Annotated in this window: 12 protein-coding genes; 7 read left to right on the top strand and 5 right to left on the bottom strand. The window is 69.7% G+C overall.

Annotated features, from left to right (window positions below):
- Nucleotides 1–424: 424 nt before the first annotated feature.
- The 3 genes from ID132_RS06635 to ID132_RS06625 form a co-directional block, all read right to left on the bottom strand.
- Nucleotides 425–1,078, bottom strand: a complete 654-nt coding sequence (locus ID132_RS06635; RefSeq protein WP_193128162.1) for a LuxR C-terminal-related transcriptional regulator — start codon at nucleotides 1,076–1,078, stop codon at nucleotides 425–427.
- Nucleotides 1,066–2,019 (bottom strand): sensor histidine kinase, encoded by a 954-nt coding sequence (locus ID132_RS06630; RefSeq protein WP_193128161.1) that lies wholly within the window; start codon nucleotides 2,017–2,019, stop codon nucleotides 1,066–1,068. Before ID132_RS06630 ends, ID132_RS06635 begins: the two co-directional genes overlap by 13 nt.
- A 457-nt stretch (nucleotides 2,020–2,476) precedes the next feature.
- Complete coding sequence (locus ID132_RS06625; RefSeq protein ID WP_193128160.1) at nucleotides 2,477–2,992, bottom strand: TetR/AcrR family transcriptional regulator; 516 nt, start codon at nucleotides 2,990–2,992, stop codon at nucleotides 2,477–2,479.
- Nucleotides 2,993–3,065: 73 nt separating this feature from the next.
- Between ID132_RS06625 and ID132_RS06620 the strand changes: the two genes are divergently transcribed.
- From ID132_RS06620 to ID132_RS06590, 7 genes are all read left to right on the top strand, one after another.
- Nucleotides 3,066–3,518, top strand: coding sequence for a hypothetical protein (locus tag ID132_RS06620; RefSeq protein WP_193128159.1), 453 nt, complete (start codon nucleotides 3,066–3,068; stop codon nucleotides 3,516–3,518).
- Between the two features lie 14 nt (nucleotides 3,519–3,532).
- Nucleotides 3,533–4,006 carry a hypothetical protein gene (locus ID132_RS06615; RefSeq protein ID WP_125107111.1) on the top strand — a complete coding sequence of 158 codons (474 nt, stop codon included), beginning with the start codon at nucleotides 3,533–3,535 and terminating at the stop codon, nucleotides 4,004–4,006.
- Between the two features lie 59 nt (nucleotides 4,007–4,065).
- Nucleotides 4,066–5,703, top strand: coding sequence for an ABC transporter substrate-binding protein (locus ID132_RS06610; RefSeq protein WP_193128158.1), 1,638 nt, complete (start codon nucleotides 4,066–4,068; stop codon nucleotides 5,701–5,703).
- A 3-nt stretch (nucleotides 5,704–5,706) separates the two neighbouring features.
- Nucleotides 5,707–6,711, top strand: coding sequence for an ABC transporter permease (locus tag ID132_RS06605; protein ID WP_328743705.1), 1,005 nt, complete (start codon nucleotides 5,707–5,709; stop codon nucleotides 6,709–6,711).
- Entirely contained in the window at nucleotides 6,708–7,571 is an 864-nt protein-coding gene (locus ID132_RS06600; RefSeq protein WP_125107109.1) for an ABC transporter permease, read from the top strand. The genes ID132_RS06605 and ID132_RS06600 overlap by 4 nt, the downstream gene beginning before the upstream one ends.
- A gap of 67 nt (nucleotides 7,572–7,638) precedes the next feature.
- The gene (locus ID132_RS06595; RefSeq protein WP_193128157.1) at nucleotides 7,639–9,240 is read left to right on the top strand and encodes an ATP-binding cassette domain-containing protein; all 1,602 of its coding nucleotides are present in this window, start codon (nucleotides 7,639–7,641) and stop codon (nucleotides 9,238–9,240) included.
- A 150-nt stretch (nucleotides 9,241–9,390) separates the two neighbouring features.
- Nucleotides 9,391–11,226, top strand: a complete 1,836-nt coding sequence (locus ID132_RS06590) for a phosphoenolpyruvate carboxykinase (GTP) (RefSeq protein ID WP_125107107.1) — start codon at nucleotides 9,391–9,393, stop codon at nucleotides 11,224–11,226.
- 534 nt (nucleotides 11,227–11,760) lie between these two features.
- Here ID132_RS06590 and ID132_RS06585 read toward each other — a convergent pair.
- Both ID132_RS06585 and ID132_RS06580 read right to left on the bottom strand, forming a co-directional pair.
- Nucleotides 11,761–12,126: a hypothetical protein gene (locus ID132_RS06585; RefSeq protein WP_125107106.1), complete on the bottom strand. Its 366-nt coding sequence runs from the start codon at nucleotides 12,124–12,126 to the stop codon at nucleotides 11,761–11,763.
- A 93-nt stretch (nucleotides 12,127–12,219) separates the two neighbouring features.
- Nucleotides 12,220–13,701: an NCS2 family permease gene (locus ID132_RS06580; protein ID WP_125107105.1), complete on the bottom strand. Its 1,482-nt coding sequence runs from the start codon at nucleotides 13,699–13,701 to the stop codon at nucleotides 12,220–12,222.
- Between the last annotated feature and the right edge of the window lie 77 nt (nucleotides 13,702–13,778).

Genomic DNA, 13,778 nt, shown 5'->3' with positions numbered 1-13,778 from the left:
AGCGACGCGGTGATCTCGAGCCCCGCCGCCATGTCGCTCGGCAGCAGCAGCACGCCGGTCGCCATGGCATACCCGTCGCTCCGCCACGGCATCGGCTCCTGCTCGGTCGAGGTGATGCGCAGCGTGCCCTCTGCCGACGTGTCGACCTCGAATGGCCCCTGACCGTCGATGCCGGTGCCGTACACCTCGAGCGTCGGCCGCTTGATCTCGTTGTCGCGCTCGACCGAGAGCGTCGACACCGTGCCGAGTTCGAGCTCGATGCGCTGGGCCATGGGCAGCTCTACCGTGCTCGTGACGTCGAACTCGCGGGATGCGCCATACGCCGAGACACCGGCGATCGTCGCGCCGGCGAGCACGATCAGGATGCNGACGGCGGCGAGGATGCGCGCTGCCCAGCCTGCGCGTGGGCGAATGGCGGGAGTCGTCATGGCTGCCTCGCTTCGACCTCGAGATAGGTGAGCACGGCCTGCACTCGGCGGTTGCCCGCGCGGTCGGTCGAAAGGTCGAGCTTCTGGAAAATCTGTGCGCTGTACTTCTCGACGGCGCCGTTCGACACGAACAGCTGCCCCGCGATCTCGGCGTTCGAGCGGCCCTGCGCCATGAGCCCGAGCACCTCGCGTTCGCGAGGTGAGAGCGCCGCGAGCCGGTCGTCGCTCGTGCGACGCGCGAGCAGCTGGGCAATCACGTCCTCGTCGAGCACGTGCTCACCGGCGTGGATGCGCTCGAGGGCGTCGAGGAACACGTCGATGTCGGCGACGCGGTCTTTGAGTAGGTAGCCGAGCCCGGCGCCGGGCTGGCGGATGAGCTCGGTCGCGTAGCGCTCCTCGACATACTGCGAGAGCACGAGCACGGGGAAGCAGGGGCGCTCACGTCGCAGCTCGAGCGCGGCAAGCACGCCCTCGTTCGTGAACGTCGGCGGCATGCGCACATCGAGCACCGCGATATCGGCGTCGGCCGCCGCGTCGGTGAGCCCGCGCGCATCCGACAGCGTCGCTACCACCTCGTGGCCGGCCTCGCGCAGCAGGCGCACGAGGCCCTCCCGCAGCAGCGCGTGGTCTTCGCACACTACGACGCGCATGGCACCATCACCTCAATCTCGGTCGGGCCGCCAGCGGGGCTCGAAAACACCATCGAACCACCCGCCGCGGCGACGCGTTCGCGCACGCCCTGCAGACCGCCGCCCGGCGTGAGCAGCGCCCCGCCGTGCCCGTTGTCGCGAATGTCGGCGCGCAGGCCGTGCTCGCTGCGCCAGATGCGCACGTCGATGTTCGTCGCGCCCGAGTGCTTCATCGCGTTCGTCACCGACTCGGCGACGGCGAAGTAGACGACGAGCTCGGTCGTCACGTCAGCGCGGTCGGTGACCTCGTTGACGAGCCGCACGGGCACCGCGCTTGACGAGACGAGCGCCGAGAGGGCGGCGTCGAGGCCGCGGTCGCTGAGAATCGCGGGGCGCATGCCCCGCACGAGCGCGCGAAGGTCACCGATGCTCAGCTTCGTCGTGCGAATCGCCTCGTCGATGAGCTCCTCGGCCGCCGACGCATCGGTCGCGAGCTTGCGTTTCGCGAGTGCGAGCGTCATCGCAACCGACACGAGCTGCGGCTGCACGCCGTCGTGGAGGTCGCGTTCGAGCCGGCCCTGCTCAATGTCGGCGGCCGAGATTGCGTGGCGGCGGCGGTCGCGCTCGGCGCGGGCGGCCTCGCGCAGTTCGGCTTCTTTCGACGGCACGAGCATCGCGCGGGTGAGGATCGCGAACAGTGGGAGGATGCCGACGATGAGCCCGAGGCCAACGACGATCGCGCCGATCGCAACGCCGATCACGGTGCCCCGGTCCACCGGCACCGTGAACACGGCGACGACGTTCGAAGGGTGCGCGATCGCCCGCACGAGGTAGCCCACCCCGATGCCGATGGCCATCGCGAGCAGCAGCACCGCGGTGCCGGTGAGGACCGCGACGACGGCGTTTGCGAAGCCCCACCAGTTGCGCCGGTCGGCGAACTGCGCGAGCGAGCTCGCCGACACTGAGAACTCCTCGCCACTCCCGCCGCNCGCACCGGATGCTCGGGCACGGCCAGGCCGTACGTCTCGCGTCCGAAGCGCTCCTGCACTCGCGCCGCGCCAGCGAGCACCCAGGGCGAGGCGACCGCGATCACCGCGAGCAACACGAGGGTCGCCGCGACGTACGCGAACGTCGTGCCGATCGCCCACCCCACCGATTGCGCGAGCACCAGCGCCGCGAACAGCATGCCGAGCACCACGGTGGCCTCGAGCACGAGGTGACCTGCCGACAGCAGCAGGCGCGCGGGGGTGATCTTCATGCCCGTAACGCTACGAGGCGGGGTGGGTGCCGCCAATGCAGTTTTCCCTACAGTAGACACAGCCCCTACAGTCGGCACAGGCCCGACGGTCGAAATAGCCCCGACGGTCGACACAACCTCTGCCGTTGCAACCGCACCGACGCTCGTCGCCGACGCGCGCGCTACTCGCCGCGCCACTGGGTGCCGAGCACCGCATCCATGCGCTCGGCGAGCGCGCCGCGGGCGACGCCGTCGCCGGCCCAGTCGACGACGACGAGCACGACGCCAAGCGCGCCCATCTCGGCGCGGATGCGCTCGCCCGCGTCCTGCGGGTGCGGTGCGATGTGGCGCACGAGTCGGCGCGCGCGGCTCAGCGCCGTCTCGGCGATGGCGTTCTGCGCGCCCATCGCCTCGGCATGCGTGAGCGCGGCCGGCGGGCCCGCGACCTGCAGGCGCTCGACGACGTCGACGAGCGAGGTGCCCGCGTCCGCCGCCTCGTCGAAGGTCGACCAGAGCACGTCAGACTTCGCGGTGAAGTAGTTAAAGAACGAGGAGCGGCTTACGCCGGCGCGCGTCGCGATGTCGTTCACTGAAATCGCGTCCCACCCCTGCTCGAGGGCGAGTTCCCCCGCGGCCTCCTCGAGCGTGACGCGGCTCGAGGCCGCGGGACGACCGATGCGGCCCTTGCGCTGCGACATGCATGACTCCGTGTTCTCTCGTGTTCGTATGCGATGCTATCGGGCGCACCAGCATCACTTTTGGAGGAATACCATGCGCAGCGTTTCCCGCGCGCTGACCGGCCTCGCGGTCGGCATCTCGCTCCTCGCCCTCACGGCGTGCGGCGCCGTCGGCCCCGAGTCGGGCGGCGAGCGCGAGACGACGCAGCAGGCGGTTCCGAGCGAGATCACCTGCGCGAACATCGGCAGCGAGCTCGAGCGCATCGGCTCCGACCTCAGCACGGCGGCCGAGTCGGCGCTGACCGACCCGCAGGGATTCATTGCTGAGCTCCAGCAGCTCTCCGAGCGCGTCACCCAGCTCACCGACAGCACGACCGATCCCGAGCTGCGCACGCGCATGGAGGCGGTCGAGACCGCGATCGGCGAGCTCGTGTCGAGCGTGTCGAGTGGCTCGGGGCTGAGCGATCTTGGCGAACTGCAGCAGCAGGCGCAGGAGGTTGGCGACGCCGTCACCGCCGTCAGCGACTACTGCGGCTCGGCGGCATAGGAAGATAGGGAGCAATGATTTCGTCTCGCCGCACCCTCACTGTCGTCGCCACCCTCGCCGCGACCGCCACGCTGCTCGTTGGCTGCAATGTCTCACCGCCCACCGGCGTCGTCGACGGCGGCACCGTTCTGCCGACGAACACGCACCCCGCGCCGACCTCGGTCTCGTGCGCGACCATCGAGAGCGATCTCGCCTACGCGAACCAGATCGTCTCGGAGGCGGCGCAGAACTTCGGCGACGATCCGTACGCGACGCTCGACCGCATGCGCGTCGCGATCGGCTACATCAAGGACCTCCGCAATGTTGCCGAGGACGTCGAACTCGAGGGGATGCTCAACGAGGTTGCGGTCGAGGGCGAGGACCTCGTCGACACGATCGAGCGGGTGATGGACAACGGCACGATTCTGCTCGAGTTCGACCAGATCGCCGACGGCGCGGATGCGGTGGAAGACCGCATCAACGACCTCGTCGACTACTGCCGGTTCTAACGCTCTGCGCGCAACCCGCCGTTTCTAAACACGGTCTACAAACAGCTAGGCTGGGAGCTATGCCTGCTCCTCTTCGGCGTGCGCTCGCCGTGGCTACGGGTCTCGCGCTTCTTGCGCCCCTCGCCGCCTGCTCCGCACAAGCCGCTACCACCACCCTTGTCTACGCGACCGGCCAGTCGGAGCCCGATTGCCTCGACCCACACGTCGGCGGCAACTGGCCTCAGGCCGAGCTTGGCCACCAGGTGCTCGAGTCGCTCTTCGCCCGCGACGATAACGGCGACATCGTGCCCTGGCTCGCCGAGTCGTCCTCGCTGAGCGACGACGGCCTCACGCTCACGGTGCCGCTGAAGCAGGGCATCGAGTTCTCCGACGGCACGCCGTTCGACGCGGATGCCGTGGTGGCGAACATGGAGCACGTGCGCGACCCCGACACGGCCTCGTCGACGGGCATCCTCGCCCTCGCGAAGGTCGACGAGATCGTCGCGACCGACGACTCGACCGTCGAGTTCCGCCTCAACACCCCCGACTCGGCGCTCACCGCATCCCTCGCCCAGACCTGGCTCGCGATCATGTCGCCCGCCGGCCTCGAGCGCGGGCAGGACGCGAACTGCGAGGACCCGATCGGCACCGGCTACTTCAAGGTCGACTCGTGGGAGCGCCAGAACCAGGTGACGCTCGTGCGCAACGAGACGCACCAGGCGAACATGCCGGGCGAGATTCTGCCCGACGAGGGCTCGCGCCTCGAGCGCCTCGAGTGGCGGTTCATCCCCGACGCCGCGACCCGCGCCGCCGCCCTGCAGGCGGGCCAAGTCGACGTGATCGACCAGGTGCAGCCCGACACCCTGAGCCAGCTCAGCGACGAGGCGGGCTACGAAACCGTCGTCGCGGCGCGCCCCGGCACGACCGCGCGCATCGAGCTCAACTCGACCCGCGCGCCGTTCGACGACCCGAAGGTGCGCGAGGCGTTCGCGGTGTCGACCGACATCGATGCGGCCGTCGAGTCGCTCTACTTCGGCACGCTCGACCGCGCCTACTCGCCGCTCTCGTCGGCGCTGCCCGAGGCGGTCGAGTCGTACGACGGCACCGACTTCTCGGCCGTGCTCGCGGCCGACCCCGACCGGGCGAACGAGCTGCTCGACGAGGCCGGCTACACCGAGCGCAACGACGATGGCATTCGCCTCAAGGACGGCGAACCGCTCACCGTCAGCTTCCCGCTCTCGACAAACCAGTCGATTCCGGCCGAGGTCTCGCTCGTCGAGCAGATCGCCGCGTCGGCCGCGAAGATCGGCTTCGACGTGCAGATCGAACAGCTCGACATCTCTTCTTGGTACGCCGCGAGCGGCGAGTGGGACTTCGACGCGATCATCGCGCCGTACTCGAAGTCGTCGGCCGACGTGCTGCGCATCGTGTACCACTCCGACGGCAACACCCCCGCGCCGAGTGGCTACCATGCGAACAACACCGGACTCGCCGACCCCGACATCGACGCAATGCTCGACGAAGCCGGCTCGACGACCGATGAAACCGCCCGCGCCGAGCTCTACGCGCAGGTGCAGGCGTACCTCGTCGCGAACTACTACGTCGTGCCGCTCTACGACCAGACGGTGCAGTTCGCCTACCGCGACGCGGTGCAGGGCTTCCGCCTCGACCCGTCGCTCAACCTCGTCACGTTCACGAACGTCGTCATCGCCTCGTAGCTCGTGACCGTCACCACCGCCGCCCCGTCGGCGGCGCCCACCCGGGTGCCGCCGACGGGGCGTTCGTGGCGGCGCCTCGGCCTGCGGGTCGCCGGCCGGCTCGTCGCGGCCGCGGTCGTCGTCTGGGCGGTCGTCACCTTCACGTTCTTCGCGGTGCGCGCCGTGCCCGGCGACCCGGTCACCGCGATTCTCGGCGGCCCCGGCTCGAACGCGTCCGAGGAGGCGATCGCGCAGGCGCGCGCCGACTTCGGCCTCGACCTGCCGCTCGGGCAGCAGTACCTGCACTACCTCGGCCAGCTGCTGCGCGGCGACCTCGGCGAGAGCTACCGGTTGCACCGCGACGTCGCCGACATCGTCGGCCAGCTCGTGCCCGGCACCCTCGCCCTCGCGTCGCTCGCGCTCGTGCTCGGCTGGGTCTTCGCGCTCGGCCTCGCCTGGTGGTCGGTGCGCGGCGGCCGCGGCTCGGCGCTCGCCGCCGACTTCATCGGCATCATCGCCTCGGCGCTCCCCCACTTCTGGCTCGGCGCGCTCCTTATTTCGTTGCTCGCCACCGGCCTGGGCCTGCCGGTCGCGATCTCGGGCCCCGGCTTCGGCGGCCTCATCGTGCCCGCCCTCACGCTCGCGCTGCCGCTCGGCGGCTACCTCGCGCAGGTCATGCGGGATGCCCTGGTGGCGACGCTCGAGGAGCCCTACGTGCTCGCGGCGCGGGCCCGCGGCGAGACCCGGGCCGGCGTGTTTTTGCGCCACCTGCTGCGGCGCGCGGCGGTACCCGCGATCGGCCTCACCGGCTGGGCCTTCGGCTCGCTCGTGTCGGGTGCCGTTGTCGTCGAGCAGCTCTTCGCGCGCCCCGGTCTCGGCCGCGCGCTCGTCGACGCGGTGCTCGCGCGCGACGTGCCAATGGTGCAGGGCGTGCTCATCGTCGTCGCGGTCGCCTATGTCGTCGTGACGCTCGCCACCGACGTGCTCGAGCGAGCCGTGTTGCCGCCGGCGAAGGAGGCCCGCGCATGACCGTGCCACCGATCACCGCGTCGCTGCCCGCCCAGCGGCTGCGTGCATCCGGCCGCGGTATGCGCGCCGGCATTCTGCTCTGCCTCATCGTCGTCGCCTGGTACGTCGTCGCGGCCCTCGCGCCGCAGCTGCTCGCGCCGGGCAGCCCGCTCGACATCGACCCGGCGCAGGCGTATCAGGCCCCGAGCCTCGCGCATCCGTTCGGCACCGACGAGTCGGGTCGCGACATCTATACCCGCGTTGTGCACGGCGCGGCCCGCTCGCTCACGATCGGCGTCGTCGCGACCGTGATTGGCCTCGCACTCGGCACCCTCCTCGCGCTTGTCGCGGCGTTCGGCGGTCGCGTCGGCGACTGGCTCTCGACGCGGCTCGTCGAGACGCTCTACGCGCTGCCGGGCATCCTGCTCGCGCTGCTGCTGCTCTCGCTCACCGGGCCCGGCGTCGTGCCCGCGACGATCGCCGTCGGCCTCGCGACCGCGCCCGGCTATGCCCGGATGCTCCGCTCGCAGCTGCTGCGCGTGCGCGAGTCGGGCTACGTCGACGCCGACCGGATTCTCGGACGAAGCTGGGGCTGGCGGCTGTGGCACACCGTGCTACCGAACGCGTTCGCGCCGCTGTTTGCGCTCGCGACACTCGGCATCGGCCAGGCCGTCGTCTGGGCTGCCGCGCTGAGCTACTTGGGCCTCGGCGATCCCCCGCCGAGCGCCGAGTGGGGCGCCATGCTCAACGCCGGAGCGACGTATCTGCCCGCCGGTGGCTGGTGGATGTCGGTGTTCCCTGGCGCCGCGATCGCGCTCGTCGCCGTCACCGGCACGCTGCTCGGCCGATTTGTCGAGGCCGAGGCGAGGAGATCGCGATGACGCTTCAAGTTCAGGGCCCGCTGCGCCGCTTTGGCCGGTGTGTCGAGGCCGAGTCGAGGAGGCCGCGATGACGCTCGAAGTTCAGGGCCTGCGCATCGGCTTCGGCCGCGGCACCGACGCCCGCGAGGTCGTGCGAGGAATCGACCTGCGCATCGCGCCCGGCGAGGCGCTCGGCCTCATCGGCGCGTCGGGCTCGGGCAAGTCGCTCACCGCAAAGGCCTTGCTCGGGCTCGTCACCTCGTCGGCGCCCGACGCGCGCGTCACGGCCGAGCGGCTGCGGCTCGGCGACACCGATCTGCTCGAGCTGCGCGAGGCCGGCTGGCAGCGCCTGCGCGGCCGTCGCGTCGGGCTCGTGCTGCAGGATGCGCTCGGCTCGCTCGACCCCGCGCGCACGATCGGCGCCGAGCTCGCCACCGCAATCACCACCCACGACCGCCGCCTCAGCCGCGCCGCCGTGCACGAACGCTCCCTCGAANTGCTGCGCCGCGTCGGCCTGCCCGAACCCGAGGTGCGGCTGCGCCAGCGCGCCGTGCAGCTCTCGGGCGGCCAGCGACAGCGCGCCCTCATCGCGACCGCGATCGCCCACGAGCCCGAGCTGCTCATCGCCGACGAGCCGACGACCGCGCTCGACGCGAGCGCGCGCCGCGAGCTCCTCGCCCTGCTGCGCGAGCTCGCCGACGCGGGCATGGGCATCCTCTTCGTCTCACACGACCTCGCCTCGGTGCAGCTGCTCTGCGAGCGCGTCGCGGTGATCGACGCGGGCGAGATGGTCGAGACCGGGCCGACCGCGCGCATCCTCACCGCCCCCGAGACGCCGCCGGCCCGCGCCCTCGTCGAGGCGCTGCCCCGGCCGCCCGAGGCTCGCCCGGACGCTTCGACAGAGCTCGTACTGCGCGCCGAACACCTCGCTCGCAGCTATGCGCGCCCCGACGGCAGCCGCTTCACCGCGCTCGACGTCGACGACCTCGAGCTGCATCGCGGCGAGACGCTCGGCATCGTCGGCGCCTCGGGCTCGGGAAAGTCGACCCTCGCCCGCGAGTTGCTCGCACTCGAGCCGCCCGAGCGAGCCGATGCGCGCATCCTCCTGGGCGAGTTCAGGTGGCAGCCCGCGAGCGAGCGGACCCGCCGGCCCGAGCGCCACCGCATCGGCCTCGTGTCGCAGGATCCCCTCGCGAGCTTCGACCCGCGGCTGCGCGCCGGGCAGATTCTCGCGGATGCGCACAGCCGAGGCCGCTCGCGCCGCGTCGGTGCCCAGCACGACGAGTTGGTGCGGATGCTCGAGGAGGTCGGGCTCGGCGCTCAGCACCTCGGCGTGCGCCCGAGCCGCATGTCGGGCGGAGAGCGCCAGCGGCTCGCGATCGCGCGGGCCCTCGCGGCCGACCCCGAGGTGCTCATTTGCGACGAGGCGGTATCGGCGCTCGACGCGACGGTTCGTCGGCAGGTGCTCGATTTATTGCGGCGCGTGCAAGAATCCAGACAACTTAGCGTCGTGTTCATCTCGCACGATCTCGACGTTGTGGGCGAAATCGCTGACCGTGTCGCGGTCGTCGAGGCGGGCTCGGTTGTTGAATCAGGCCCCACCAGCGGTTTGTTTTCAGCCCCGAAACATCGGGCCACGCGCCGTCTGCTCGGCTTCGAGGCCTCGTCGAAAAACTACGACAGAACGTAGTTATCCTTGGCCCGCCCGCCAACTCTTGTGTGCGATATGCGTGCAATACTGATTTGAACAACCTTCGCCCCGTGCCTCGCGCCCATAGTCGGGATAGCTGAGGCCATCAGGTGAAAGAGCCCCAATCGGCCAAATGAAAGTTGCTTTGCCATGACGACCCATGCGCCAGTCACCGCCGCTGACATTGAACAGCTGTCGGCCAACCCAGAGGTCAACGAATGGGTGGTGAAGGTCGCCGAGCTCGCAAAGCCCGACCGCGTCGTTTGGGCGGATGGTTCGCAAGAGGAGTATGACCGCATCGCCGCGGAGCTCGTCGAACAGGGCGTGCTGATCAAGCTCAACCCGGAGCTGCGCCCGAACTCGTACCTCGCGCGCTCCGACGCTGCGGACGTCGCCCGCGTCGAGAGCCGCACGTTCATCTGCTCCGAGAAGGAAGAGGACGCCGGCCCCACGAACAACTGGCGCGCACCCGCCGAGATGCGCGCCGAGCTCGATGGCCTGCTCGACGGCTCGATGCGCGGCCGCACGATGTACGTCGTGCCCTTCGCAATGGGCCCGCTCGGCGGCAAGATCACGCAGTACGGCGTTGAGATCACCGACTCGCCGTACGTTGTGCTGTCGATGGCACTCATGACCCGCTCGGGCACCGAGGCACTCAGCTACATCAAGCCCGATGCTGAATGGGTCAAGGCCCTGCACACCGTCGGCTACCCGCTCGTCAGCGCCGACGGCGTCGAGCGCGACGACGTCGCGTGGCCCTGCAACGACACGAAGTACATCACCCACTTCCCCGACGACCTCGAGATCATCTCGTACGGCTCGGGCTACGGCGGCAACGCGCTGCTCGGCAAGAAGTGCTTCGCGCTGCGCATCGCCTCGGTGATGGCCCGCGACGAGGGCTGGATGGCCGAGCACATGCTGCTCATTCAGGCCACGAGCCCCGAGGGTAAGAAGTACACCATCTCGGGTGCGTTCCCGTCGGCCACCGGCAAGACGAACCTCGCCATGATGCGCCCGAAGCTCGACGGTTGGAAGGTCGAGACCATCGGCGACGACATCGTCTGGATGCGCCCCGGCGACGACGGCCGCCTCAACGCGATCAACCCCGAGTTCGGCTTCTTCGGCGTCGCCCCCGGCACCGGCTGGTCGACGAACCCGGTCGCGATGGAGACGATCAGCAAGAACGCGATCTTCACGAACGTCGCGCTCACCGACGACGGCGACGTGTGGTGGGAGGGCATGACCGACGAAGTGCCCGCGCACCTCACCGACTGGCAGGGCAACGGCTGGACCCCCGCATCCGACCTGCCCGCCGCGCACCCGAACGCGCGCTTCACGGTGCGCGCCGAGCAGTGCCCGACCATCTCGCCCGACTGGGAGGCCGCCGACGGCGTGCCCGTCGACATCATCCTCTTCGGTGGCCGCCGCCGCACCAACGTGCCGCTCGTCTACCGCTCGAAGAGCTGGGAGCACGGTTGCTTCCTCGGCGCGACGCTCGGCAGCGAGCAGACCGCCGCGGCCGAGGGCCCCGTTGGTGTGCTGCGCCGCGACCCGTTCGCCATGCAGCCCTTCACCGGCTACCACATGGGCGACTACTGGGCGCACTGGCTTGAGATGGGCGAGACGCTCGGCGACAAGGCGCCCGCGATCTTCCAGGTCAACTGGTTCCGCCGCGACCAGGACGGCAGCTTCCTCTGGCCGGGCTTCGGCGAGAACATTCGCGCCATCAAGTGGGCCATCGAGATCCTCGAGGGCACGGTCACCCCGGTCGAGACGCCGATCGGTCTCCTCCCCGAGACTTCCGACATCGACGTGAGCGGCCTCGACGTGAGCGACGAGCAGCTGCAGGCGCTCTTCGATGTACCGACCGCGGGCTGGGTCGAAGAGCTGCGCAAGACCGACGAGTACTTCGCGTCGATCGGCGACCGTGTGCCCGCGCAGCTGCACGAGCAGCTCAGCAAGGTGCGCGCCGGCTTCGCCAACTAGTCACCACAACGAAGAATCCCACCTGCGCAGCCTCGGCTGCCGGGTGGGATTTTTTTGTGTGGTCTGGTTCGGGGTTCGCGGGTCGTGATGAGCGTTGAGGCGAGCCATTAGCGGCCTACGGCTAATGGCTGACCGTAACGCGNGGATGCGCCTTCGGTCATGGAGTGCTGTCTTGGCACAGCGGGCGGCCGGAGAGAAGCGGGCCCGAAGGCAGGGACGGTGGATGCGGCGCGCGTCGTTGCGGCGCGGGGCGGGGCGGGGTGAGACGGGTGGGCGCTCGCGCTACGCGAAGAAGCGCGTGGCCTCGTCGCTCACGTCAATCGGGGGGTACCAGGTGAGTGCCGCCATCGGGATGGCGACGACGAGTTCTTCGCAGTACTCGTAGTCAACTTCGCCCATGATGCTTCCTCGGGTTCGGGGGTGGTGCGTCCGCGCCGTCGTGACGCGATCTGGGAATTGGATGCGCGAGGCGCGCGAAAAGTTCCCGAGTCCCGGGTATCCGTTGAATCTGCGGCGGTGGACTGCCATGCGCCCCTACTCCCCCTCAACCTTGGCAACAAGTTCGCGGTCGCGGGCCACCCCGAACAGCATGACGGCGGGGAAACACACCGTGAGCGCGGCGACGAGGTAGGTAATCAGCACCCAGGCCGACTTCGGCCGCTCGGCCGACGTGCTGTTGTTGGCGGTGAGGATAAGGGCGACAACGACGGCCGCGATGGTGAGCCAGGTCGGCAGGGCGGGGCCGCCGCCGAGGTACATCTGCGGGTTGAAGAACTCGGTGACCGAGATCGAGCGGATGCGCTCACCAGTACCTTCGGCGAGACCGATCGCGGTGAGCGGCATTCCCGCCAGCGCAATGACGATGCCGAGCCCGGTCGCGTAACCGATCAGAGTTCGCATGGTTCTCAGGATATGTACACCGGGCAAACTTGCGGTAACGCGTCGCACATCCCTGCACCCGCCCGCCTCGCGGGCTGGGCCGTTTGCCGGCGGTTAACCGAGCAGCGCCTCGATCGGCGTGCGCGCGAAGTAGATAACGAAGCCGGCAGCGACTATCCAGAGCAGCCAGTGGATCTGGCGGATCTTGCCTGCGAACGCGTTCACGACGACGAAGGCGATAAAGCCGACGCCGATGCCGTTCGCAATCGAGTAGGTCAGCGGCATCGCGATGACGGTGAGGAACGCGGGCAGCGCGATCGAGAAGTCCTGCCAGTCGATGTCGGCGACCTGCACCATCATCATCGCGCCGACGATGACCAGCGCGGCCGAGCCGACCTCCATCGGCACGATGACCGCGAGCGGCGTGAAGAACATCGCGATGAGGAAGAGTGCGCCCGTGACGACCGAGGCGAAACCCGTGCGGGCGCCCTCGCCGATGCCCGAGGCCGAGTCGACGAAGATCGTGTTCGACGAACTCGACGTCGCGCCACCGACGACGGCGCCGAAGCCCTCAATGATGAACGCGTGGCGGATGCGCGGGAACGTGCCGTCGGCGCGCGCGAGCCCGGCGTTGCGCGCGAGGCCGGTCATGGCGCCCATCGCGTCGAAGAAGTTCATGAAGACGAGCGTGAGCAGCAGCATCAGGGCCGCGACCGGGCCGAGGCGCGTGAAGGCGCCGACCGGGTCAAACGCGCCGACGAGGCTGAGGTCGGGCACGGCGATGAGCTGCTCGGGCAGGCTCGGCACGGTGAGGTGCCAGCCGCCGGGGTTGTCGGTGCCGGATGCGCCGAGGTTCCAGAGCGCCTCAGCACCGAGCGCCAGCAGGGTGCCGACGACGATGCCGATGAGGATTGCGCCCGGCACCTTGCGGATGAGCAGCACGGCCATGATGAGCAGCGTGACGATGAAGACGAGCGTCGGGATTGTCGAGATCGAACCCGAGAGGCCGAGCTGCACGGGCGGGCCACCCTCGGTGCGGGTGACGAAGCCCGAGTTCACGAGGCCGACGAAGGCGATGAACATGCCGATGCCGACGGTGATCGCCGACTTCAGGCCCGCGGGCACCGCGTTGAAGATCGCCGTGCGGGCGCCGGTCGCCCCGAGAATCACGATGACGACACCGTTGAGCAGCACGAGACCCATCGCCTCGGGCCAGGTGATTTGCTGCACCATCGACACCGCGAGGAACGAGTTGATGCCAAGGCCGGCCGCGAGCGCGAACGGCAGGTTCGCGACGAAGCCGAACACGATGGTGAGCAGGCCGGCCGCGAGCGCGGTCGTCGACGCGACCTGAATCGAGTCGAGCACGCCGCCCTCGACGTCGGCCGAGGCGGCGCCGCCGAGCACGAGCGGATTGAGCACGAGGATGTACGAGATGGTGACGAAGGTCACCAGGCCGCCGCGCAGCTCGCGGCCCATGGTCGTGCCGCGGCCCGAGAAGTTGAAGATGTGCTCGAGCCAGCCGGGGGTGCCGGATGCTGGCGCCGGGCTGGCGGCGGGGGTGGCAGATTCGTCGGTGACAGATCGCTTACTCACGCGTCGAGCTTAGTCTCCGACGAAATCGAGCGGGGGCGGATGCCCGAGTGGCACATCCCGGCCGCTGCTGCGAGACA

It is taken from the genome of Gulosibacter sediminis (genome assembly GCF_014904065.1).
GTDB lineage: Bacteria > Actinomycetota > Actinomycetes > Actinomycetales > Microbacteriaceae > Gulosibacter > Gulosibacter sediminis.
This window is presented reverse-complemented; position numbering and strand designations above follow the sequence as displayed.